This is a genomic window from Acidobacteriota bacterium (assembly GCA_003225175.1).
In the GTDB taxonomy this organism is placed as follows: domain Bacteria; phylum Acidobacteriota; class Terriglobia; order Terriglobales; family Acidobacteriaceae; genus Gp1-AA112.
In genome coordinates, this window is record QIBA01000151.1 from 1 (window position 1) to 2,915 (window position 2,915).

The 2,915-nt window shown below is 53.3% G+C and carries 5 protein-coding genes; 2 read left to right on the top strand and 3 right to left on the bottom strand.

From position 1 onward, the window contains the following. The first annotated feature begins 65 nt into the window (after positions 1 to 65). Positions 66 to 350, top strand: coding sequence for a hypothetical protein (locus DMG62_23875; protein ID PYY20195.1), 285 nt, complete (start codon positions 66 to 68; stop codon positions 348 to 350). Between the two features lie 72 nt (positions 351 to 422). On the opposite strand, the gene DMG62_23880 is transcribed toward DMG62_23875, so the two are convergent. After that, positions 423 to 659, bottom strand: coding sequence for a hypothetical protein (locus DMG62_23880; protein PYY20196.1), 237 nt, complete (start codon positions 657 to 659; stop codon positions 423 to 425). Between the two features lie 8 nt (positions 660 to 667). Further along, positions 668 to 856 (bottom strand): hypothetical protein, encoded by a 189-nt coding sequence (locus DMG62_23885; GenBank protein PYY20197.1) that lies wholly within the window; start codon positions 854 to 856, stop codon positions 668 to 670. Positions 857 to 1,110: 254 nt separating this feature from the next. Between DMG62_23885 and DMG62_23890 the strand changes: the two genes are divergently transcribed. Beyond that, positions 1,111 to 1,812 (top strand): Crp/Fnr family transcriptional regulator, encoded by a 702-nt coding sequence (locus DMG62_23890; protein ID PYY20199.1) that lies wholly within the window; start codon positions 1,111 to 1,113, stop codon positions 1,810 to 1,812. A gap of 308 nt (positions 1,813 to 2,120) precedes the next feature. On the opposite strand, the gene DMG62_23895 is transcribed toward DMG62_23890, so the two are convergent. After that, the gene (locus tag DMG62_23895; GenBank protein PYY20198.1) at positions 2,121 to 2,828 is read right to left on the bottom strand and encodes a cyclic nucleotide-binding protein; all 708 of its coding nucleotides are present in this window, start codon (positions 2,826 to 2,828) and stop codon (positions 2,121 to 2,123) included. Between the last annotated feature and the right edge of the window lie 87 nt (positions 2,829 to 2,915).

The window sequence follows — 2,915 nt, forward strand, 5'->3', positions numbered from 1 at the left end:
ATTGCCAAAGATGCGGCCTATGCCCAGTACGAAAGAGAACTTTCCTCGGCTTGGCGGAGGGGGAAATGGTAGAGCGAATGAACGGATCGTCGTCGGCAACGTTGCGTGAGCGCATCATCGCCGCCACCGCCGCCATGTCCAGACATGATCTTGAAAGGCTGGTGGACGAGACCGAAGCTGTTGCAGAGGCTGCTGAGCAGAACGCTGCGAGCGAGCGGGAGACTGGTGTACACAGAACTAAACGCGGCCCCGACCACATTGATGTTGGGCTAAACCGCGTCGCGGTATGCGTGGGAGCCGCACCTATTTCGATTAATCAAGGACGAGCCGCTCAGAAAGCGACGGATTAATGCAACATCACCATTCGTCACTACACTTCGCCTCTTTTAGGGGCTTGACGCCTTAGCCGAACGCTGGCGATGTCAAGCACGGCAAGCGACCAGTGGCCGTCGCTCAATTCGATTTTTGCGGTGCACCGTTCGGAGTGCAGTGAGCGACGGTCGTGGCAGATGAAGCTTGTCGGCTCTTTTCACTGCGAGCATTCGATAGGCCACCACTTGACGTAGCAGCATCCGCTTAAAGCGAGGATCATCTTTCGTTTCGCCTGCCAGCAACTCAAACTGACGAGCGCGTTCTAGGTATCCCGCAAGCAAGTTCATATTTCGCCTCACTGATCCGACGGGACTAACCTTCCGGCCACAGCGAAATCGCCAGCGTCTTTTTGGTTTTGTCCCTCTTCGGCAATCAGATTCAGCAATTGCAGACGTAATAATTTTCCTCGGTCTGTTTCTTCGGTCGCGCGATCTAGAAGACTTTGGCAGCGCTGTACGTTTTGTGCTCGGACAAACCGATCCATATCGGCCTCCGTTCATGAGAAACCCCCTCATGCGTAGGTTGGGCCAGTCGCAGACAGTCTGTCTGATCAATTTTGACCACGTTGCACTTATTTTTGGCGCCGCTTTAGGGTCACAATTGTCTTCCTCCCGATTGCAAAAGTTGCGAAAGCTCGGTACCGTACAAAACTCATTTTAACAAGTGAAACTAGGCTATTTCAGCAGCAAGACTTATTCACTTGGGAGCACACCGGTGAGTAACAAAAGCAAAGCCGTCTTGCGAAAGAGTGGCAAGGCCTCGTTTGACAATAAGAATTTCCTCGCCAAGGTAGGCGGGGGGAAAACAATATTGAAATGTCACAAGGATGAGATTGTCTTCTCACAAGGTGACGTTTCGGATGCGATTTTCTACATCCAAAAAGGAAAGATTAAGCTCACCGTCATTTCTGAGAGAGGTAAAGAGGCAGTCGTCGGCCTCATCGGAGCAGGTCACTTTTTCGGGGAAAATTGTCTCAATGGTCATCCACTGCGCATCACAACAGCCACTGCATTTGACGAATGTCTCATAACGCGCATCGCTAAAGCGGCAATGATTGCTAGCCTTCGCGATCAACCGAAGTTTTCCGAACTGTTCATAGCGGATTTAGTGAGCCGTAACGGTCGAATTGAAGAAGACCTAATCGACCAGTTGTTCAATTCGAGCGAAAAGCGCCTCGCCCGCGCCCTGCTTCTGCTCGCAAATTTCGGCAAGGAAGGCGGGCCGGCACCTATCGTCGGGAAGTTTAGTCAGGAAATCCTCGCAAAGATGATCGGCACGACTCGATCACGGGTCGGCCATTTCATGAACAAATTCCGCAAATTAGGCTATATCAAATACAATGGAGACCTTGAAATCCATAATTCCTTGTTGAATATCGTCCTGTACGACAAGCCCGAGATAAAGCACGAGCGAAGTTCGTTAGGTGGAGAAGGCCGCTGACCTGCCTGTTGTGCCTCTACCAAGTTTGCCATCAACCTTAAAGACCGCCAAAGCCACTCGGTCACCGTGATCACTGTTTGCTGCGTGCATGAGTCCGCAGTTGGCCCCTTCGGCGACATCGCGCGATGTCCGAGATGAGTCCGGTAATGCGCTCCTTAGCAGACATCAGTGCGCACTGGTGGATCGCCATCGTTCAGTGGGCGTGCATTGCCCTTAAGCCAATGGCTTTAGTCGATCATTCTTGAAATGGGAACGGAGGTCAATTCGAGCCAAAAATTTGGCCGGAGGGGATCGGTCACGAAGTTCTTTTAGATTAGCCGCCGATATTCAGCTTCAGGCACACCGTATAATGCACCGGCGACGCGCTCGATGCCCTTGCGATTAAGGACAACGATCTCGCCTGTGGCAGTTTTAATGAGCCGCTGCCTTGCAAGGTTTTGCAGCGCCTCGGTGACTCCGGCCCGTCGCACGGCGAGCATCAACGACAGGAATTCGTGGGTGAGCAGCAATACGTTGCCGGAAACTCGGTCGTCTGCCATTAAAATCCAGCGCGCCAATCGTTGCTCAATGTTGGCTTGCGCGTTGGCAATGGCAGTATGAGCCGTTTGCACCATAAAGACTTGCACGAATTTGAGCAGCATGACGTGCAAGGTCCTGCTCGCTTCCAACGCCTTGCAAAGTGCGTCGGCTGAAATGTGCTGTCCGTCGCCAGCGACCTGCAAATAGGTCGAATGGGGCGAGGATTGGCCACCGAGCACAACCGACGTGCCGCTCATGCCCTCACAGCCGATCAGCCCGACTTCGACCAGTTTGCCATTCTGGACCGCGACGACGGACGCTATACCCGTGTCGATGAAATACACATCCTTGATTGGTCGATTGGGCTTTTCCAGTTCCTTACGCAGCTGGAGTGCGACGGGCGTGAGGTAAGGCCGCAGCAAATTGAGATCAGCCGGAGACAACGCGGCGAGAAGTTGATTACGTTGTGTGGTCGTGGAGGAAGCGGATCGGGACATGGCTCTTTCCCTTTGAAAGGGGGCAAGAGCACATCGCGGTCTCCCAAACGCCGGCGCCCAAGGGCCGCTGTCGGCGGTCGCTGACAA